General features: G+C 44.0%; 18 protein-coding genes and 3 pseudogenes. 10 read left to right on the top strand and 11 right to left on the bottom strand.

What is annotated here, in order from left to right:
- Positions 1-9 precede the first annotated feature (9 nt).
- Together ZMOB_RS09235 and ZMOB_RS09230 are read right to left on the bottom strand one after the other, a co-directional pair.
- Complete coding sequence (locus tag ZMOB_RS09235) at positions 10-1602, bottom strand: class I SAM-dependent DNA methyltransferase (RefSeq protein WP_014466415.1); 1593 nt, start codon at positions 1600-1602, stop codon at positions 10-12.
- Between the two features lie 263 nt (positions 1603-1865).
- Positions 1866-2144: a hypothetical protein gene (locus ZMOB_RS09230; protein ID WP_014466414.1), complete on the bottom strand. Its 279-nt coding sequence runs from the start codon at positions 2142-2144 to the stop codon at positions 1866-1868.
- Between the two features lie 2148 nt (positions 2145-4292).
- Between ZMOB_RS09230 and ZMOB_RS09215 the strand changes: the two genes are divergently transcribed.
- On the top strand, positions 4293-5009 hold the full coding sequence (locus ZMOB_RS09215) for an alpha/beta hydrolase (RefSeq protein ID WP_221624878.1): 717 nt from the start codon (positions 4293-4295) through the stop codon (positions 5007-5009).
- A gap of 194 nt (positions 5010-5203) precedes the next feature.
- Here the strand turns inward: ZMOB_RS09215 and ZMOB_RS09210 are convergent, their stop codons facing one another.
- A complete protein-coding gene (locus ZMOB_RS09210) occupies positions 5204-5722 on the bottom strand; it encodes a P-loop nucleotide/nucleoside kinase family protein (RefSeq protein WP_014466412.1) in 519 nt (172 codons plus the stop codon).
- Between the two features lie 144 nt (positions 5723-5866).
- Positions 5867-6620 (bottom strand): annotated as a pseudogene (locus ZMOB_RS10600) (IS5 family transposase).
- A 262-nt stretch (positions 6621-6882) separates the two neighbouring features.
- Here ZMOB_RS10600 and ZMOB_RS09200 point away from each other — a divergent pair.
- Positions 6883-7840 (top strand): annotated as a pseudogene (locus ZMOB_RS09200) (5'-nucleotidase).
- A gap of 265 nt (positions 7841-8105) precedes the next feature.
- On the opposite strand, the gene ZMOB_RS09195 reads toward ZMOB_RS09200, so the two are convergent.
- Positions 8106-8912: an SIR2 family protein gene (locus ZMOB_RS09195; RefSeq protein WP_014466411.1), complete on the bottom strand. Its 807-nt coding sequence runs from the start codon at positions 8910-8912 to the stop codon at positions 8106-8108.
- Positions 8905-9462, bottom strand: a complete 558-nt coding sequence (locus ZMOB_RS09190; RefSeq protein ID WP_014466410.1) for a non-canonical purine NTP pyrophosphatase — start codon at positions 9460-9462, stop codon at positions 8905-8907. Before ZMOB_RS09190 ends, ZMOB_RS09195 begins: the two co-directional genes overlap by 8 nt.
- A 43-nt stretch (positions 9463-9505) precedes the next feature.
- On the opposite strand from ZMOB_RS09190, the gene add reads away from it, so the two are divergent.
- The 5 genes and pseudogenes from add to ZMOB_RS09170 all read left to right on the top strand — a co-directional run bounded on the left by add (position 9506) and on the right by ZMOB_RS09170 (position 12834).
- Complete coding sequence (gene add, locus ZMOB_RS09185) at positions 9506-10462, top strand: adenosine deaminase (RefSeq protein WP_014466409.1); 957 nt, start codon at positions 9506-9508, stop codon at positions 10460-10462.
- Positions 10463-10929: 467 nt separating this feature from the next.
- Positions 10930-11217: a hypothetical protein gene (locus ZMOB_RS10215; protein ID WP_162094013.1), complete on the top strand. Its 288-nt coding sequence runs from the start codon at positions 10930-10932 to the stop codon at positions 11215-11217.
- Between the two features lie 215 nt (positions 11218-11432).
- Positions 11433-11622 (top strand): annotated as a pseudogene (locus ZMOB_RS10430) (BrnT family toxin).
- Positions 11591-11872 carry a helix-turn-helix domain-containing protein gene (locus ZMOB_RS09175; RefSeq protein WP_012817695.1) on the top strand — a complete coding sequence of 94 codons (282 nt, stop codon included), beginning with the start codon at positions 11591-11593 and terminating at the stop codon, positions 11870-11872. The pseudogene ZMOB_RS10430 and the gene ZMOB_RS09175 overlap by 32 nt, the downstream one beginning before the upstream one ends.
- A gap of 287 nt (positions 11873-12159) precedes the next feature.
- Complete coding sequence (locus ZMOB_RS09170; protein WP_014466407.1) at positions 12160-12834, top strand: hypothetical protein; 675 nt, start codon at positions 12160-12162, stop codon at positions 12832-12834.
- 141 nt (positions 12835-12975) lie between these two features.
- Here ZMOB_RS09170 and ZMOB_RS09165 read toward each other — a convergent pair whose 3' ends face one another.
- From ZMOB_RS09165 to ZMOB_RS10595, 4 genes are all read right to left on the bottom strand, one after another.
- Positions 12976-14559, bottom strand: a complete 1584-nt coding sequence (locus ZMOB_RS09165) for a helix-turn-helix domain-containing protein (protein WP_014466406.1) — start codon at positions 14557-14559, stop codon at positions 12976-12978.
- A 106-nt stretch (positions 14560-14665) separates the two neighbouring features.
- Positions 14666-14917 (bottom strand): DUF2312 domain-containing protein, encoded by a 252-nt coding sequence (locus ZMOB_RS09160; RefSeq protein WP_014466405.1) that lies wholly within the window; start codon positions 14915-14917, stop codon positions 14666-14668.
- 124 nt (positions 14918-15041) lie between these two features.
- Positions 15042-15359 (bottom strand): hypothetical protein, encoded by a 318-nt coding sequence (locus ZMOB_RS09155; protein WP_014466403.1) that lies wholly within the window; start codon positions 15357-15359, stop codon positions 15042-15044.
- Positions 15349-15522 carry an Ogr/Delta-like zinc finger protein gene (locus tag ZMOB_RS10595; protein ID WP_427926894.1) on the bottom strand — a complete coding sequence of 58 codons (174 nt, stop codon included), beginning with the start codon at positions 15520-15522 and terminating at the stop codon, positions 15349-15351. Before ZMOB_RS10595 ends, ZMOB_RS09155 begins: the two co-directional genes overlap by 11 nt.
- 352 nt (positions 15523-15874) lie before the next feature.
- Here ZMOB_RS10595 and ZMOB_RS09150 point away from each other — a divergent pair, with 352 nt between their 5' ends.
- The 3 genes from ZMOB_RS09150 (at position 15875) to ZMOB_RS09980 (ending at position 17025) form a co-directional block, all read left to right on the top strand.
- Complete coding sequence (locus ZMOB_RS09150; RefSeq protein WP_014466401.1) at positions 15875-16327, top strand: hypothetical protein; 453 nt, start codon at positions 15875-15877, stop codon at positions 16325-16327.
- A gap of 175 nt (positions 16328-16502) precedes the next feature.
- Positions 16503-16766, top strand: a complete 264-nt coding sequence (locus ZMOB_RS09145) for a type II toxin-antitoxin system RelB/DinJ family antitoxin (protein ID WP_014466400.1) — start codon at positions 16503-16505, stop codon at positions 16764-16766.
- Positions 16753-17025 carry a type II toxin-antitoxin system RelE/ParE family toxin gene (locus ZMOB_RS09980; protein WP_014466399.1) on the top strand — a complete coding sequence of 91 codons (273 nt, stop codon included), beginning with the start codon at positions 16753-16755 and terminating at the stop codon, positions 17023-17025. Before ZMOB_RS09145 ends, ZMOB_RS09980 begins: the two co-directional genes overlap by 14 nt.
- A gap of 741 nt (positions 17026-17766) precedes the next feature.
- Here the strand turns inward: ZMOB_RS09980 and ZMOB_RS09140 are convergent.
- On the bottom strand, positions 17767-19365 hold the full coding sequence (locus tag ZMOB_RS09140; RefSeq protein WP_014466397.1) for an AAA family ATPase: 1599 nt from the start codon (positions 19363-19365) through the stop codon (positions 17767-17769).
- Positions 19366-19641 lie beyond the last annotated feature (276 nt).

Raw genomic sequence — 19641 nt, 5'->3', positions numbered from 1 at the left:
AGTTCGACCTTATCGTATAATTAGACGCAAAGAGCCAATGATTTTCGCGTTCAGTGCTTCACCCTGCGCAAACTGCTCCTTCAGGGTCTTCTCAAGGGCTGCGAAGCGTTCAGTAAATGGCACGCTGTCTTCTTCGACTTCCTCTGCTCCCACGTAGCGGCCCGGTGTTAGCACAAAGCCTTGATGCGCCACTTCATCCAGTGTAGCGGATTTGCAAAAACCGGAAATATCCTCATATGTGCCCGCGTCCTTTTCTCCACGCCATGCGTGGTAGGTGTCGGCAATGCGGGCCACGTCCTCGTCTGTCAGTTCCCGGCGGGTGCGGTCCACAAGCTTGCCCAGCTTGCGGGCATCAATAAACAGGATTTCTCCGCCCCGATCTCGCCAGCCTTTTTGCTTCTTGGTGCGGGTGAGGAACCACAGGCAGGCCGGAATCTGGGTGGAATAAAAAAGCTGACCGGGCAGGGCGACCATGCAGTCCACAACATCTGCTTCCACCATCCGGCGGCGAATTTCCCCTTCGCTGTTCTGGTTTGAGGACATGGAACCATTGGCCAGCACCACGCCAGCGGTACCGTCGGGGGCCAGATGCCACAGGATATGTTGGAGCCACGCATAGTTGGCATTGCCTGCTGGCGGTTTGCCATACTGCCAGCGCGGGTCTTCCTCTAGTGACGCATTCCACCAGTCCGACACGTTAAAGGGCGGGTTGGCCAGAATATAGTCAAAGCGCAGGTCTTTTAGTTCATCGCGCAGAAAGCTGCCTTCATTGTTCCAGCGGATATCCGCGCCAATACCCCGCACAGCAAGGTTCATGCGAGCCAGACGCCACGTAGTGTGGTTGCTTTCCTGCCCGTAAATGGCAATGTCACCCAGCTTGCCACCATGGGTTTCCACAAAGCGTTCAGACTGCACGAACATACCACCAGAGCCACAGCATGGGTCATACACCCGGCCCTTGTAGGGTTCGAGCATGGAAACTAGCGTGCGTACCACGCTGGACGGCGTGTAAAACTCGCCCCCGCGCTTGCCTTCAGCTCCAGCAAACCCGCCAAGGAAGTATTCATAGACCCGACCCAACACGTCCCGCGCCTTGTCGTCCGTATCGCCCATGCCTATGTCGGAGATCAGGTCTATCAACTCACCCAGCATCACGCTATCAAGGGCAGGCCGCCCGTAATCCTTGGGGAGAACACCCTTGAGCTGTTCCGGATTGGCTTTTTCAATGGCCAGCATGGCTTCATCAATTATCTTACCGATGCTAGGGGAGCGGGCATTATCCCTAAGATGAGACCAACGAGCAGTCTCCGGCACCCAGAAGATATTTTCAGCTAGATATTCGTCTGGGTCTTCCGCTGCTGCGGGATCGTCTAGCATCAAGGCAACATGGCGGGCTTCAAAGGCAGTGGAGATATAGCGCAGAAAGATTAGGCCAAGAGCAACATGCTTGTAATCTGAGGGTTCAAGGTTCTTGCGCAGCTTGTCAGCAGCAAGAAACATCTGCTGTTCAAATCCTAATGTCGCAGTCGCTGTCTTGGCCTTGCTTGCTTGCTTGGAAGCTGGAGCTACATCCGAATTTTTAGATAGACGACTGCGAGCCATGCCAAAGAATCCTTATCTGTATCTTATTCAGTAAATTAAGTGTTTACAGTCTTATCAAGATTGGCCTTCTTTTCAAGAAATATGAATATATTATCAGATGGTTATAGCCCCTCTTTCTGAAGGTTAATGTCCTCGGTTTTTTTAGCCTATTCGTAGCAGCCTACAGTTTCGTTGATATCATTGCAGCTAGCTCGTCAACGCTACCTGCAGCTTTAAACTTAACGAACTTTTTTAGCCACCTGAGGGTATATAATTGATAAAACTTAGATCTTTTCAACCTCAGTGAGCTGGTCAGATGGTTTACGAATGGCCGTAGCTCCAAATGCTTCGTCTTTTGAGTCATTGATCATCTCTATAAGGTTATAGAATCCTGATGACGGTAATGAATAATTTGAAAGGTAATTGATGGCCAAATCAACCTCATCTTCGGAATAACTTCTATTGTTTGACCTTGCCATGGAAGGCAATAGCATCGCATTATCGCGGGTATTATTTTTGTTACTAACAGCAGCATATAGTTTGTTATAGCTATCGACGTGCATAACGTATCCTGTAGCAATAGCTGCCAAAATAGGCTGTACCCAAAGCCAAAAGTAATCATAAATTTACGTGACACTGTAGCGTGTCATTTTTCTTAAGATGATTAATAGAGTAGACGAAAGATATACTATGAATAGCAAAATTCACTTGAACAACAATATCAGAGCTCACTGAAAAATGAGAAAAAAATATCGGGGTTATTTTTAGAATATGCCGATATGCAGCTCTAGGTTCGGTCATTGTATAATATATTTGAGAGGTCTTAGTTTAATAAAAATAGCTAAAAGCTACACAGACAAGCAAAAAACAACCTGTGAAGGTTGAGATGAAACGGAGGGGCTTTCACTATAATTCCATACCCGATATCGATTAGCTGATCTAATGAAAGCATTATCCTCATAATAACATAGCAGATCTTTCTATTTTTCCCAAAGATCCCAGACGAACTCCAGTATCAGGATAATCTTAAAGAGATTTGGGTAAATTCTGACAAAAGATAGCGACAAGCAAAATTTAACATGCCTATCAATGGCTTAAACAGATCAATTCAGGAAGAACTCTACTCAACATCGTTTTCCTATCCGAACAGACTGTTAGCTATGGCAGGGCTAACCAAGTAGCCCTCTTATCAGCTTTTTCTCAAGAGCGGTTTTGAGAAAATAAGCATTTTTTTGCCCGTTTTTTACTATTTACAAAATGCGTTGAGCATGCGTAATTTTGCGAACAGCAAAAATGGGTATTTTTCTAAAAAACTTTGCGTTTTAAGGGCTATTTAATGCGATATTTTGTTACTTGCGTCGAACTAAAAAATGCGTAGAAAAGCGATATCTATGGCGCGGGGGCTAGGGTTGGTCTACCGAACGCTAAGGGTATAATAAAAAAATACCTCTCTTGATATTTTTATATCAACCAATGGGTTTTGATACTGCTTCTTTAAAAAGAATTGATCCACTTCATCGGCTATAGCTAAGAGATATACCTTTCCGAAAGCCAAAAGCTGTCTATACATCATCAGCCCAGAGAGACCTCTACAGCAAGAAAGAAGGTATGTGACCAGTGGACCAAGAAGAGGAAGTATTTTAATTTTACTCTGAGAAGACATCCTAATGCTTTTTGGGCTTACAATCTTCTGTCCATAAATCTTGACTAAAAATGGATGATGCAGAATATAACCTCTATCCCTCGATCTTCTTCTGTAATGAAGGGCTGATTTACTAAACAGGTGAAGATCCAAACTTCTATCCAGCCTGTATATTCCATTGCATTTCTCTGATTCTTCTTACTAGCTGCTTGCTATAGTCTGATTTTTCCCACACGTTCTCTTTTTCAATTCCTCTACTCATAGCTAACTGAAGCCTAATCCTGAGGATAAAAAAGAGGACATAGCTTTTGAGAAACAAGGAGTATTTTAACAGGAAAATAGGGGGAGCTACCAATGGACAAGGCTGCATAAATATGCATAAAATATTTTCGGCCGTATTTCATTGAATAAAGCTATTTTAAGGCAGCATTTTAGGTTATTTATGGCTATCCTGCATAAGGTCAGAAAGTGCATAAAAAGCGACACCTCTACGCCGAGGGCTTGGGTGGGGTTACCACGCCAAACAGGTCAAAATCATTTTTCGTAGAATCCTGATGACATAGCCTCTGATTATGGGTTTTGAGACTTTCTTTTTTTTTGCGAAAAAATCATCGGGTTATGGTATGGCTATTGTGTTTCGGCCTCCATTGCTGTGAGATCACGAAATTAGCTCAAGAATATGCAGGATCTATTCCTGTCGTTGTTTTAGGTAGGATTGCAATTGATCAGCCTTTATTAATTGGCACCCAACAGGGCTATTTAAAAAGCTCTTGGAACAAGATTTCTCTACCAAAATGCGATGATTCAAGTTGATAGAATAGCTAAAAGGCTTCTTATCCTTAGTTTATTGTATTCCGCTGACCTGATGATTAAAGTCGAACTACGGGAGCCCCATATTGCTTCCATATAAACTATCTGTTTGCTTAGCGCTTACAAAATCACGATAGTGCAATAGGAAAAAATGAAAAGAAATCCCTCCCCATTTTATCTAGTCGTATTATTCGCGCTTAGCATGATGTTAATTCCGGTTACAGCGCTAGCTCGAGATGCTCTACGGCAAGATCATCGGATGGTGTCCGAACAGATATTCAACCTGCCATTAAGAGAAGGAAATTATCAGAGAGTTTTACTTTCTACACCCCTATCCGCGCGGGGAACGATTGTAATGCTTCCCGGTGGAACTGGAAATATAGGTCTAGAACAAGACGGCCACATTAGGCACAATAAAAACTTTTTGATACGAACCCGCGCACTATGGAATCGGCGAGGTTATGCAGTGCTTATCCCAGATTCGACTGATCATGCCAACTTACGCGGTGTACGCAGTTCATCCATTTATGGGCATATAGTTGATGACCTTGTTAAGTTTGCTCACTTACATGGGACAACTCCTGTGTTCCTGCTTGGCACGAGCCAAGGAACAATTGCGGCGGTGAATGGTGCAGCACACGCCGCGCCGGGCAGTATCGCTGGCTTAGTACTTACTGAATCCGTTTCGGTAATGGGCGGTAGTGGCGAGACAGTTTTTGATGCTGATCCGCAGCATGTTAGTATACCTGTCTTAGTAGTCGCCAACAGGGACGATCGCTGTAAAGTAGCGCCCCCTAAAGCTGCAAACCAGATCGCAGCCGCGATGACTGCCAGCAGAAACGTGCATGTGCTTATTGTCTCTGGGGGTATAAACAAATCAACTAAGGCTTGTGGATCGCTCACACCGCATGGTTATTACGGTATTGAAGATAGTGTGGTGGGTGCCATCAGCCACTGGATGGACGCGCAAAATTAATAGGGACAAGTTTCTCTAATGCTTTCATAATTCCGATTAAACTAGAAAGGCTAGGATTACCTTTTTAATAGCCAGTCGGAACACCTTAATAAAATCGTACTCCATCAGTCTCCTACTGGAGCTAAAATCGGCCAATCCACAAGGAGCTTAAGTCTTTTCCAGTAGCCGAGAGCATCAGAATTGATCATCGGTGGCTATGTAATCGAGCGAGACTTTAACCTCAAATAATCAGAAATTTTACTTAATGCATCATCACTAGAGCATATCGCGGTGTCGATGATTAGGCGAGGGCTAGACCATGGTGTATATTCCATCTCCCAAATGGCATCCCATTCTGGGACTTTGTGTCCAGGAATGTCCGCCAATCGAAATTCAATCCGACGCCTGTGTTCTACAGGATCAGAGCACACGACTTCGACATCTATGACTGAGGAATTGGTTTCTTTTCCGGTTTGATAAAACATTTCTCGGCTTTCGAAAACTGGGTTCACACAATCCACGATAACCATTGTTCCCAAATTTAAATTTGAACGCGCCAGGTAGCTCGCCACTTCGTAACCTACTGAACCAATGTCATCTCGTAAAACATTCGAATATTTAATTGCCTGTTCGATCTCATCTACACGAATATACACAGCCGACAATTTTTTGGAAAGAAGCTGAGCAATTGTCGTTTTCCCACACCCAGGCAATCCTGTGAATACAATGAGCATACTGAAACTTCTCAAAATCCACTTTAATAATGTCTGCTATCTATAAAATCAAACGACGTATTTCACGTGTTTTCATGTTAGATCGTTAAGAAACTGAGAGAAATACTGCCATGTCCGTTAATTGGGGGATGTTGTTGTCAACAATCATAGGTATTTTTGCTTGGTTCTACCAAAGGGCATGGGATCGATCTGAAGAAAGGCGAGGAAAGATTTTCTGGTTTTGTCATAGCGTCTGGCAATACGTCTGAACTGCTTCAGCTTATTAAACATCCGCTCAATACAATGACGATCTTTGTAGTGCTGGAGATTATAAGGAATAGGCTTTTTTCGATTGGAACAAGGCGGAATAACAGGAAGGATGCCTCGAAAGAGTAGTTTTTCGCATAACCTATCGCTATAATATCCTTTATCGGCGAGAAAACAGCGGGGCGTTGTCACAAGGGCCAGAATAATCAGGGACCTCACCACCTGTAAGTTCGAAAGTTAGAGGGCGGCCTTGACCATCGGAACGGGCGTGGATCTTGCTCGTAAAGCCTCCGCGGCTTTGACCAAAGCCTTCCTTATCCGTCCCCTTTTTGCGCCAGCCGTTTGGCTGTGGGCGCGAATAATCGTACTATCTATCATATGTTGCCAGTCATCTGTCAGGCCAAGGTCAACCAGGGTTTCAAGAAGAGCATCCCAGACACCCTGTTCCGCCCATCTAGGAAACCGAACATAGACCGAATTCCATTTCCCATAACGTTCATGCATGTCTCGCCACGGGCAGCCTGTTCGAAGCACATAAAGCATACGTTGAGAATAACCGATTACTTTTTGCGGGACGTGCGCAGCGGCCTCGTTCGCTTGGAAGAAGACCCTCTATTATCTGCCATTCCGCGTCCGTCAGATCTCCTCGCATCCTGTCTTCCCTACAAAACTTGTTCTCAATTTGTCTCTAAAAATCTTAAATTATAACCTTTGTCAACAGAACCTAGTCGGGTAGGTAAAGTGCAATACTAATTACGCAGAGAAATTTCATATAGATGAAGTAGGCTTGCAGGATACTTTTTTTGATTGAGAAATATCAGATCATCTTATTTCGTAAATGTGATTTTACAAAATATTTTGCACTTTTCAATTCAATAGTGGCGCATTCTCTAAAATAGACTGAGACGTATATAATGGCGTACGATTTAAAAAAGATTGGTGGTTGGTGTCGCATCCAGCGCGGTTTTTGATCTCAGTGTTTCAGACAGCATTTTTAGACAAGACGGAGAGGAAAAATATAGAAAGTACCAAGAGGAAAATTTACATAACCCTCTTCCAACGGGTATCGCCTTTCCGTTTGTAAAGCGCCTGTTATCATTAAATGATCTCAGTCCTGATAAGGCAGACCCGCTTGTGGAAGTAGTGCTGCTATCAAGAAATGACCCCGACACAGGTTTGAGGGTTATGGATACGATATCCCATTATGGTCTTGATATCACCCGCGCAATTTTCATGCAGGGGAAATCCCCATATGAATACATACCAGCTTTTAATATTGCTTTATTTTTATCTGCTCATAAGCCAGACGTCGACGCCGCAATCCATTTGGGACATCCAGCCGGTCAGGTACTCGACTCCACATTTCAAGACGACGAAAAAGGTAATACTCTAAGAATCGCATTTGATTTTGATGGAGTGCTTGCCGGGGATGAATCTGAGGCCGTGATGCAATCATCGGGTTTAGATAGATTTCATGAACACGAAACGCGAAATGTTATGCAGCCACATAACCCAGGACCTCTCCAAAAATTTCTAGTAGAAATGTCGTAAATACAAAAAATAGAAGAAGAACATAAAAGTAATCATCCTGATTATAAAAATAGGCTTAGGATATCGATAGTTACAGCACGCAATGCTCCTTATCACGAGCGAGCACTCCGCACTCTAAAGAGCTGGAATGTTATGGCAAATGATGCCTTTTTTCTTGGTGGGGTCGAAAAAGGAAAAATTTTATCTGTACTTAAGCCGCATATTTTCTTCGATGATCAGTCTGGTCATCTACGGTCAGCCAGCGCTGTAGCACCCTCAGTTCACATCCCATTTGGCATTACCAATCAGCAGAAGGTCGATTTACCTAAATCAATTTCTTAAAATAATGACCATAAGACGAACTTTCTTTCATCAATTCCATTGTCAAATTTCTGATCTCATAACTGGAAATCTACCTATCCGCCCTCTTAGTTGCCTGTCTGTTCGAAAACATGAAATAGACAGGCAGCAATCGCCTCCATGGCAACCGTTTAATTTGGCCGTGTACCTTCTCGAAACCGGACCTCGTTACGGTGCGCTGCTCACGGTCAAGTCAGAACATTTTCAGACCGCCAGCTTTCGTGAAGAAACTGTCTAAACCTGCCGTCTATCCGGTCCATTCTAGTAAACGCTCGAAGAACGCCGGCAACGCATCTTCGGGATCAAGAGAATCTGAAACGATGGGGGAGACCCCGCGGCTTTCCATTACCGTCTCCTGAACGACGTCGGGCCGGATAAGGAAAATAAACGACCGCGGACGCTTCTTTGCATAGGGAGTGCCATCCCAGGTTCGCTTCAGTTTGTAGAAAAGGAGACGCAGATTTAGGTCCTTCAGGCTGTACCCAACAAACAAGATCGTGCGTCCCAGAACATCCGACCGCAGCTTCAGGTCGAGCGGCGATTTTAATTCTAGCCTCTCGAAGTAGTCCGTCTCGGTAAGGACCAGCGAGTTGTCGTCGGCGAAGTCTCCATGGAACTTAATGACGTGAGTATGGCCTGGCTTCGCATTGGCGATGTCTATGACTGACGCAATTTTCGAGACCTGTACTCCGTGCAGCTCAAATGCTCGCTCAAGATTGTTATCGTAATTCGTTGTGTAAACGAGGGGAAATTTGAGATCGACAATCTGCTGGTGCACTTTGGATGCCAGTAGCTTATCGTCGGACACATTCCAACTCCTGTCCATCCAACTTCGCAATTCGCCGATGTTTCCCTTCTTCAGTTTGTAAAACTCTGCGACCTGCAGATAATCAGCACTTGGCCCGACAAGGACGTCGCGGTCGAAGCCAAGCTCTTGTGCCATGTGCTTGATGAGTTTTCCCCACGACGGAAGCCCTAACGGTCGCGAGAGGCCTGCTCCTACGAAAAGAATCACCCTATGTTCGCGGATCTCGCGCGCAAGGAAGTCAAGCATCGGCTGCCTCCCGCAAGTGTTGCGCAAAGGCATTCAGCGCGCTGCGCCGCATCGATATCTCGTTTTTCCTCTCGCCCATCTGAGCAAATGTTTCCTGATGACCATCTGGAATGAAAACGCAGTCCCATTGGAAGGCACGATCGCCACGCGGTTCAGAAGAGACGCTGCCGCGGATCTCCCCTTCGAATTTGTAAATTTGCCGACCGTCGCAGTAGCCGATCCACGTTTTCGCGGTAACGCCTCGCATTTCCCCACGACCGAACAACTCGCAGAAGCGCTCTGCTTCAAGTGTATCCCAAAACGGCTGAGTAAGGCCCCCAGGAAAGCCGTTCAGGGCGTCCAAGTAGAGACAAGTCTGTTCCACAATTAGTCGATGGCCAATTCTATCGAAAGCGCGTAGCACTTTGTTTCGGATGATCGCCTTGACATCAATGGTCTGAAGTTCATCGATCTGTACCGTGATAGGAACAACCTCGACATGCAGAGGATTGAGTATTTTCTCAGCTTCCGCGATCTTATGTTTGTTCTTTGATAAGAATCTAATACGCATTTAGACTTCCACGCTCCTAGTCTAATCTGTATCAACGGTCGCTATGTTAGTCGACCTTCATGTTCACCTTCGGGGGACCTTGCTCCGCGATACAGTAATTTTACTTGCTAAACGCAATAACGTTTCAATCCCCTCCTCTGTAATCTCGGCTGCGCGCTACGGGTGGCATGATTTCCCTTCCTTTTTGAAATCCTACGATCTGATCACATCCGTAGTGAAGTCTGCGAACGACCTTGAGCAAGTCGCCACATCATATCTCCAGCGATGCTCTTTGTTGGGTGGTTCTTATGTGGAATTCATGCTGTCACCTCCCGATCTCGCCCGCACGGGCGTTCCGTTTTTTGATCAACTGAGAGCACTACAGGCCGCTGCTGATCGGGCACGTCAGGAGTGGGGTGTGCATTCCTGTCTCATCGCCACTGCAGTCCGTCACCTCGGCCCACTAGCCGCCATAGAGGCTGCTCGCATGGCGACATCCATACGGTCGAACATATTGGTCGGTTTTGGTCTGACCGGTGACGAAAATCAGTATTCCGTTGGCGATTTTGCCGAGGCATTCAGTATTGCTCGAGGGGAAGGCCTCAAGGCAACAGCACACGCCGGCGAGCACTGTCCTGCCGAGACGGTTATTGAGGCAATTGAAATCCTCAACCTTGACAGGGTTGGGCATGGAGTACGTGCAGTCGAATCGCCAAATGTGATGCGGCAGATTGCATCGTCCCGAATTCCACTCGAGGTCTGCCTTAGTAGTAACGTGGCCCTAGGTCTTTACCCAACAATAACCGCTCATCCGATCGGCAGGCTGGCCAATTCCGGATGTGTCATCACGCTTGGCACTGATGATCCGAGTTTCTTTGATACCGACCTGTTGCAAGAATACGCCCTTGCGCGGACCGTTGGGTCATGCCTCTCGGACTATATAATTAACAAAAACGCCATCGAGGCGGCCTTCTGTGACGAGCGGACAAAGGCAATTCTGACAGCGCGTTTGAATAGATAATTTATAGATAAAATTTTATAAAAATACATTTGATTGTACAATAATATATTTTTCTAATTCAAGCTAAAAATAAATATTTATGAGCTAAATATATCTCACTGTACTATAAATAATGGCGGATTACGCAAAAACTTATTGACATTATCAGTCTCGAATGTTGTTATTTTTGACGAATGTGTCAATTCCTTCACTGCAGTAGGGTATAAACTGGCATAATATATATGCTCTAGATGCCGTGGATCGGTGTCGCGGGTGAATTTTAGATGTTGTCTATGGACGTCGTCTGAATGTTGACTAAAGCTTTTAATTGATTCCCCCTGTCAGTCGCTTCTGTTCATGTCCACTTCCTTTTTTCTGTAATCTGAAATCAGACGTTCCGCTTTCCTTCGATAGTGTTGAAAAAGTCGCGCTTACTTTGAGAGTGAAGCACTGATTCACTCTTCGCAGGAGGAATCTGCAAATGATGGATGATCGAACGAAAATACAGGAGGCATTGTTCTACGAGTTCCGTCTTGAAGATCATGTGCCAGCTGGCGCAGGCTGGTCATTTGCTTCAGTGTTTCCTTATAGGTGGCGCGGTCTTTTTCGGTAAAGCTGGTGTCTTCAAAAAATGCTACGGATTGCAGGGCTACTTTCAGGCAGGCGGCAAATTTTGTGAGCGTCTCATAAAAATCATCGGGGCGCTTGTCTTAGCCGCAAAGCAGCAGATGAAGATTGATGGTAAAAATCTTTATCTGCATCGCGCCCTGATCTAATAAATAAAAGTCTCATAAACGCACGAAAGACGGTTAATCTTAGGGTTGGTTGCCTTTCTTTTTGCGATAGAACTGAGGAGGAACGGCTTTATTTACCTTTTCTACCTTGGTTAAAAATCCATCCTTTTTCAGGTTCAATTTTGTTTCACTATGCTCAATCACAGCGACAAAATTTTAGGCTTTATTTATATACGGGATTTCCGTATAAGGCATAAATGAGATTCGACCCTGCCAAAGATGCTAAGAATTTAGAGAAGCATGGGCTTTCGTTAGCCTTTAGTGATTGGCATTGTTGGCTTGAAACTTTTCACTGCCGTTTTTGTTTAGCGCAATGATTTGCCTCGATTCATATCGGTAAGAAGGAGCAATAAAGGTGAAGAAAGAGCGTATCATTCTTCCTGCTGACCCTGCGGATGAGGAAGATTTCAACGTAACCAAGGAAGCCATGGAACGGGGGCAGCGCGCTCGGTTAATCAGAAAAGCGCGCTCGGCTTTGGGATTATCTCAGAAAGATTTTGCTTCACGCTTCAAAATATCTGTAGGCACGTTGCGTGACTGGGAACAGACCCGCAGCACGGCACCGGATTACGCTATTGCTTACGTGAAGGTGATTAGTCTTCATCCCGAGATGGTTGCTGAAGCAGTCGCAGCTTAAGCTGCCGAGTAACAGGTGTTTTCCGGCCAGAGATAGCACGGGTCTAATTTAGGCCGGAATTATCGAGGGAAAATAGGCGGAAAACTTTAACGGAAAGGATGAAGTATGAATTCATCGTATGATGATGTTTTCCATTAGGTTAGCAAAGGCTTTTAAAATACAGGGAAACGGATAAAAAAAGACCCCGCCTTAAGCGAGGTCTTTTTTGTATCTTTTGTCCTCAGGGGGAGGCATAAGCCAACAAAGACCCGAGGCGAATATGTGGTTGATTATATAAATGGGTAGCCATGCTGTCAATTCAAGATAAGATTATCTCTATTAGAAAGACCTTATCGGCTCCCCGACTTGGAAGATATGAAGACAAGGTTAGGGCATTAGGAAAAGATGATCTTGTCGCCTTGGATTTATATGTATGGAATGCACAGCTATCCGGCGCATTGCTAGCGCCCCTTCATATAACAGAAATAGCTATCCGAAATGCTGTAGCAGAAGCGCTATCCTATACTTATGGAGATCGCTGGCCATGGTCAGAAGGCTTCCTACGAAGCCTTCCGGTTATAAAATCAGGATACAGCGCATTGACGGATGTAAACAAAGCTTGTTGGAAGGCGGAAACGACTGGAAAGGTAATACCAGAACTGAACTTTGTATTCTGGCAGGCTATGTTCACGAAGCGCCATGATAAAAGGCTTTGGCGTTCATATTTGTTAAAAGTATTCCCCAACCTTGACCAGACGCAAGATATTAAAGACCATAGACAGAGCCTTTATAGTGATCTGGGTGAAATTCGGATGCTGCGTAATCGCATAGCCCATCACGAGCCGATATTTGAAAGAGATTTGCAAGCTGATTGGGATAGAATTGTTCGTTTGATTGAATATCGCTCAAGACCAACAGCAGATTGGATGCTGGATAACAGCAAAAGCCATGTCGAAACGTTATTAGAGAATAAGCCAATTTAAGCACATTTCGATAATGCGAATTGTTAGAAATTTGATAGCCTCCCGAAAACTCTAATTCCTTCCTCGCCGCGCCTGTGAGCGAAGCGAACAGCACCGGAGGGATAAACAGACGGTGATCTGTCAGAATGACAGCTGACAGGGTCATGGGCGCATCTGTCCGGTTTTAACGAGGAGGTCGGCGATATCTTTTGGTGAGAGGGGCATCATGCGCTGTTCTTTCCGCTTGTTCCTGTGTTGAAGGATAGCAGCTACCTGATCATGCCGGAGGTTCAGGGTATGAAGTTCTTTTGTGAAGCGGTCAGGTTCAGGTTTCGTGTCTAAAACAACGCCTGTCGAGCCTGCGTTAGCAGGAGCGAGACAGTCCATATTCTCTTCTGTCGTTTCAAATTTGTGATCGTCGTTATTATATAAATAACTATAACAGGATAGAGTATAAGAATTGAACTCGCGTTGATTGTCCGAGATTTGGGGCTTTTTTGAGGTATCCTCCTTAGGTATTTGGGAAGATGTTTTAACCTCATCCTGATCGGCCTGTGCAGCCTTCTTAGCCGGTTCTTCTTGTTCCCGTTGGTCTGCCCGCTCGATAGATTTCGCAAGCTCTATCAATGAATCTGTGAGCGCATTAGGCGCTTTTGCCCCCGATATTTCTTTCATGAATTCAACAGGGGGAAGATTTTCGATTATGGCTTTGGTTTCGGCTTTGTCCGCCTCTTGGGCGTGGTCAATATCGTCAGGAATAGGCGCATTTCTCCGGCGCATGACGCGCTCGAAAACCTGTCTGGCCAACTCTGGCCAAGCCTTGGGAGACAAGAAGCCGTAGGCGTTACTGGTCTGCTTGCGGCGGGGACCTTTGCCGTCCGCCTTGATCTTGATTGACCGGCGTATCCAGCGGATGAAGCCTAAATCCTGTAGCTGTCGTAGTAATTTGACGACCGTCGCACGGGCGTAGCCGACACTATCGCAAATAGTATCAAGGGTCGGTTCCAGACGGCCAGTTTTAAAGTCGACCATCCGAAACAGCATCTTTAGAAGACGAACGGCCTTATCGCTTAAGCCCTTGGTTTTGATCGAATATTGATCGACCGCTTCCAGATAGGCACCGATCTCTTGCGGATTGACTGGTTTCCAGACCGACTTCTCGCGCTCGCCAACCTCATAAGAGTCCCGATGCACAGGATCAGGAGTCCGACGGCGGATTTTATAGCGGGTGGCTCGTTCGAGAGGGTCTTTGCGTCTGGTCTCAGCCGTTTTACGGGCGATATCGGCAGCGGTTTCAGGATCACACCCGCTAGACACCATCTGATCAAAATATTCGATTTCGTCGAACGCTTCTGATGCGGGGGCCGTAACCTCAAGATTGGTATTTGAGGCCGGAATTTCGGGGGCGACGCTATTGGCCAGTGGCATTGATTTAGAGAATATGCGGTCTATTTTATGCTGTTCTGCGGCCTGATCCGCCATGATCTTTGCGCTGTCATATGGCATGCCGGTTTCTATCAACATTATTCGATAGGTGCCGCGCTTGAAACGGCCTAGCCTGTCGATAAAAGGACTGGTTGTGGGCGTCATTTGTTCAAAAGATACAGAGACAGGCTCTGAAGAAAGAACAGAGGCGTCCGACAGGGTCGCAGAAGAGGCAGAGTCAGAAGAGGACAAGTCGGCATTAAGTGAAGGAGACATAGGAGATGACGCCACGAAATGAGATGATGAAGAAGAGGCGGTCATTGTGCGGGCTCCGGTCTTGGACGCAAAAAAGCCACAGCGAAGATTCTCCGCTGTGGCAGGCCTGAATTTGAGATAGAGAGATAGAGAAAGGGGATGCCGGTTCTGATCACGGAACAAGCTTCCGGCTCATCGCCCGATCATTGACGATCTGGTTGATCAGAATACGAATAGAGTTTTCAGGATGACCTTTCCGCGAACGGCTAACCGCAAACTTCGCCTTCTTGATGTCGTATTTTTGACCTTTCAGATCACGATAGGCTTCGGCAATCTGGTCATCCAAACGCGCCTTTTCTTCTTCAAGGCTGATAATGGATTGGAGCTTTTCAGTCAGCTCTTCGGTCGCATGAATAGAACTCATAAGACGGTCTCTCCAATGAGAAGATGAGGGGTTGCCGAATAGGCATCGGCCAGAAACCCAAGGTTAGAACTGACGGAAACAGAACAGGTCTTTTCCAAATAGGAAAGGCTGAAAAAACAATGGGTCATAAAGACGAACCAAAGTTTTGGATAAAGCTATTCAAGCCTTCATTGGCCGTAGTTGCCGAACGCTTAATCACCTCGATAAGACTTAATATTTCAGTATTAAATCTTATGAATTCATCTTTTGAGACATTTTCCAGTAAAGCATAAGAGCGGGTCTCTTCTGCCCGACGAATACCTTCCAAGCGATCCATCAACAGGCGAAGGCCACATTCCATCTGCCCCATATAAAGATACATGGCGTTACTAATCTTCTGCTTGAATGTGCTGATCTCGCCATCGACCACAGAAGGCATATTTTCGGCTGTTTTAATTGTCATTTTGACGCGCCTTTAATTTCGGAGATTTCGGAAGATTCAGCGAGATCTCAAAAAACTTTGGCTCTTCAACTGTGTGAATGAATGAAATCTGCAATACAAAGCGGTGACCGCACCGCTTGTTATTACATTCAACATAACTGTCTCGGATCAAATCCGATTGCATGTGACTAGACAAGACATGCACGCGCGAGCCGCAATAAGGACAATATCCTGAGGGAATATCTGCCGATAATTTATGAGCCTGCAATGTAACTGATTTATTTGTCATCAGCTTGCCCGCAATTAAAATCTACAAAGATTCTTTGTAAAATTTTTATTGAAAAATAATACATATTGCTGTCTAAAATGCCTCTACTGACAGAGTCGTAATTAGAGTCGTAACCTTATATTTGTTGTTCATATGTAATTATTTTGTATTTTTCAATTTAATTATTGAATTTTGTAAAAAAATAAAAAATTAACAATTCAGTCACACATACATTGATTAACAAACGCTTTTGAAGCGGTTGTAAAACATGCATGTTATGAAAAAGTCAGACCAAATCGATTACATCCGGAACTGGGTTCGCCAAGAACGCCTGTTGAGAGACTGGAGTACGCGAGTGCTGGCGGAAAAGGCTACTCAGGTTGCCAAAGCTAACAATGTTCAGATTGACTTAAAACAGCAGTCGATTTCCTATTTGGAACTGGGACACATGAAAAGTGTCCCATCTTGGCTACAATTTGTTGAACAGGCTTTCGAAGAGAACCCTCCGAAATTGCTTGGTAAGGTTTACCAAAAACCGCAGACATTCGATTGTAACGGTAAGACTTTTTTACCTGATGAATCTTCTCTTAAGAAAATACTTATTGGGCTTTTAGCACCCATGGAAGACCATATCCCATGGGATTCTAAATACCGTATTGCATCCAGCTTGGCGAAGAATCTCCCTAAAGGCATAAAAGAAGTAGGGATGTTCCTCAGTTAAATCATAAATTCAGGCCCCCTGAATAGCCAATTCCCAATTCTATATTGGCTATTTTCCAACAGGGGGAAGTTTTTATTCACTGCGGCACATGCAGCTTTAAAAGAGGAATGATGCTTTCTAAAAAGCTATATAAATGATAACATGTATTACATTGTCATTCATATAGGAGGAAGTAATGGCAGCTAATCAGCTCGTACAGGCTCGCATTAACGGACAGATAAAACAGGAGGCTGCTGTTATATTAGAAAGCATTGGTCTGACGGTATCTGATGCTGTCCGCATGATGCTGACAAAAGTCGTTCAAGAAAAAGCTCTGCCTTTTGACCCTTTGACTCCAAACAAAAAGACATTGGCTGCCATGAAAGACGCGCGTGCCGGTAAAATGAAAAAGTTCGACAGTGTTCAATCTCTGATGGATGACCTTCATGCGGATGATTGAGCGAACATCTCAATTTAAACGCGATTACAAAAGAGAACGAAAGTCAGATCCGCAGTTAGATAAATATTTTATTCCTGTCGTTACCCATCTAGCCAGTGACGTTATGCTAGCTCCTCGTTTGAAGGATCATTCGTTGACGGGAAACTGGAATGACCATCGGGAATGTCACATTAAGCCTAATTTGCTTTTAATTTACCGGAAGCCTGACGAATACACCCTTCATTTGGTGCGGCTAGGATCTCATTCAGAGTTGTTTTGATTAAGGTATAGGCCAGTTGATAAGCGTTAGGACAAAGGGACTTTAGTCTTTCGAAGGATATCCGCTTGCTTATGGATAAAATCACCAATGAGCAACGTTAATCTCTTCCAGAAAAAACACTAATAGCAAAAAATATATTATTGAATTGTAATCAGGAAAAGTAAAAGTGTTTAAAGATACTGGCACCTTGTTTAAAGATTTAGGTATTTATAGTGGCCGTGTTGACCGTAAACGACTGACTACGACCACTGATGAAGATACAGTTTTTGGTCCAGCCACTGCCTGGCGAGCAGTGGCGGCTTAAAAGACTACTCGTTAGAAAAGAGGGTATGACAACTTACTTCTTTTTTATTTTAAGCTGCATTATTCATGAGCCATTCTATTATTTGACGTATAGAATCTTGATTAAAGCTAAGTAATTCAAAAAAGCTGCATTTAACTTTTTCCGGCCTTACTCCTAATCAACCAACGTTAAAAAAGATAAATGGAACATCCGCGAGAATTCCCGCTGGGATATTTTAAGCGGCCTGCGACGTAGACGTATATTTGACTACCTATGATCTGCTTTTCACTAGGTAAAGGGGCAACATCAGTATCCCTAAAGGTGTCGAATCCACGCTTGTCAAAAGCTGTTTTTCCCAACTGGGTGTACCCAGACTGACTAGGTTTCATCGGTAAAAGGAAATTCGTGTCTCTTCTGTCTATCTCTACAATATAAATTAAAATTCAAGTGCTAACAGGTCATCTCAAGCCAAATATATCAAATCTTAATTTTTTATAGATGCCCATATTTGGTTTAATGATTTTTGAAAGTGTATTACGCTCGAAGCCAGGGGTGTCATTCCCAGCTTGTCTTAGCTCCAATATTTTCTTGGCCTTGACAGATAATTTTCCGGCAGCTTTTTTTATATCATCACTTAGAGCTCCATTTTTTACTATCTCGTCGATAATTTTTCTCTTTTCATCTATGAGATCAGCACTCTTTTCAGGTTTTTCAACGGAGTTACACAAAGCAATCAGCACTTCGTCATCATAAAGGTAGGATTCAATATGGCGTTGGCTTAATACTTGGATACCTTTATTTTTAAAATCGTTAATATCTTCAATTGTATAATCATCACGATCTATAAGACGGATAATTTCTATACCCGTAGCCAGTTTCGGTAATACAGCGGCCAAACCTATAAAATCATTCTGCACCTCTTTCGAATTACCGGCTGAAATAAAAGTAGCATCAGGAAATTCTTCAGCAAAAATTGCTCCATAAATTTCAGCATCATGATTTGAATTTTTTCGCGGCACATTTCCAGATGGATTACCTTCGCAAATGATGACCTGCTTAGGTGCGATTAGTTCGGCTAGGTCATCAAGCGCAACATGCATAACATTCCTCCAGAATGCGCGTGTTGGCTTTGTTGGTGTCAGCACGACAGGTTCGTCTAAATCAACTCCACTGAAGTCGATAAACGCTACAGATGAAGGATCAGCATCATACATTTCACGTGCTTTTCGCATCATTCCTATTGAGTGTGATGCGATCCAGAGCTGGGAGTTATCTGGAATTAATTCAACAAGTTCTTTGAGAAGAGCAGCCTGCAGCCGTGTATTCATATGTGTTTCAGGCTCATCGATACAGTATATTGCGTTATTATAGCTATCTCGCTTAACGACAAGGTCAAGAATAAGATCAAAAGCAGCCTTTTCACCAGCAGATAGGTTTTTGTATTCAAATTTCTTTGACATCCCCTTGCTAAATTCAAAGGTACCATGATCTACTGGATTACCTACACTAATTAGATTCAGATCTAAGAACAATCGATTCAATGATACTCCGATCTTACCTATTAAGTTTTCACGAAATTGTCCTATAGTTGTGGTAGGAGATTCTTTTTGAAAAACATCTTCCATTGCTTGTGATGCCAAGCGCTGATAGTTCACACTGACAGTAGCATCAGCTTCAATCATACGATGAAGAGGAGGGTTGTCGAGGATATTCTCTTGGCGTGTTAGACCCGTTGTTTGAAAATCTGGATCGTTTCGATAGGCTGTACGAACATAAACGTTACCTCGATTCAAAGTATTACCACAGTCTGTTTCAACAGTAATTCTCTTATCCCAAGTAGCTGTCTCACTGTGTTGTCGATTATAATATTTTTGATCGCCATTCCAACCGAAATGACTGTCAAGACGATATCGAAGAAGAAGGGCATCAAAAAATGATGATTTACCAGATCCATTCGGTCCAGCCAACACTACTAGTTTTGCTGTTTTAGGTATTTCTTTGATAGTTAAATCAGCAAAGCGGCGAAAATTAGTAATATGAGCGCTTAGTAGATGCATAAATAATATTTCCTATTTATATCACTCAATATTATAATATATCGTACCATAATTTGAATGATGTATTTTATCATCTATTATCTGGTAACTATGTTTAATTAAAATAATATTGTAGTCTCTTATAAGTTAAAAATAAAATAGTTAGTGAATAGCCAAATATCCATTATTTGGGCGACCATGTAGATCGAGAATGGCTATCGAATACGATTGATGTAAGATATTCTCCATCGGGTAGATGTAGACGGCACAGATAAGGAAACATTTTCCAATGTATAT

Origin of the sequence: Zymomonas mobilis subsp. mobilis ATCC 10988 (assembly GCF_000175255.2) — a bacterium.
Lineage (GTDB): Bacteria > Pseudomonadota > Alphaproteobacteria > Sphingomonadales > Sphingomonadaceae > Zymomonas > Zymomonas mobilis.
This window is presented reverse-complemented; position numbering and strand designations above follow the sequence as displayed.